Annotated in this window: 1 protein-coding gene; it reads left to right on the plus strand. The window is 74.5% G+C overall.

Annotated features, from left to right (window positions below):
• Positions 1-45: 45 nt before the first annotated feature.
• Positions 46-404: PAS domain-containing protein (locus H5J29_RS34175; RefSeq protein ID WP_181784979.1), on the plus strand; the 359-nt coding region annotated here is incomplete at its 3' end.

A 404-nucleotide genomic window follows, 5' to 3' on the forward strand; every position in this document is an offset into this window, starting at 1 on the left:
TGCTGTCGGCACACCCACGGACCGGGAGGAGGTCAGGTGCACGACGTGACGACACCCGTCGCATGGTCCGAGCTCGCGGTCCACGCGCCGGACGGCCTGGCCGTCGTCGACGAGGACGGCCTGTTCGTCCAGCTCAACGCCGCGGCGGTGACGCTCTGCGGCCGTCCCCTCGACGACCTGGTCGGGATGCCGGCGCCCTTCGAGCTCGCGCAGGGCTTCTCGACCGACTCCCTGGGCCTGCTCGACGACGGTGCCACCGAACAGGTCTGCACCTGGGCGCCCGTGGCGGGGGTGCGCCGGGAGTTCGCCTACCGGACCCGAGCGCTGCCCGAGCGGCCCGGCCGGACCGCCGTCGCCTTCCGGGACGTCAGCGCCGAACGGCACCGCCAACGTCGGGTCGCGGC

This window comes from Pseudonocardia pini (assembly GCF_013870575.1).
GTDB lineage: Bacteria > Actinomycetota > Actinomycetes > Mycobacteriales > Pseudonocardiaceae > Pseudonocardia > Pseudonocardia pini.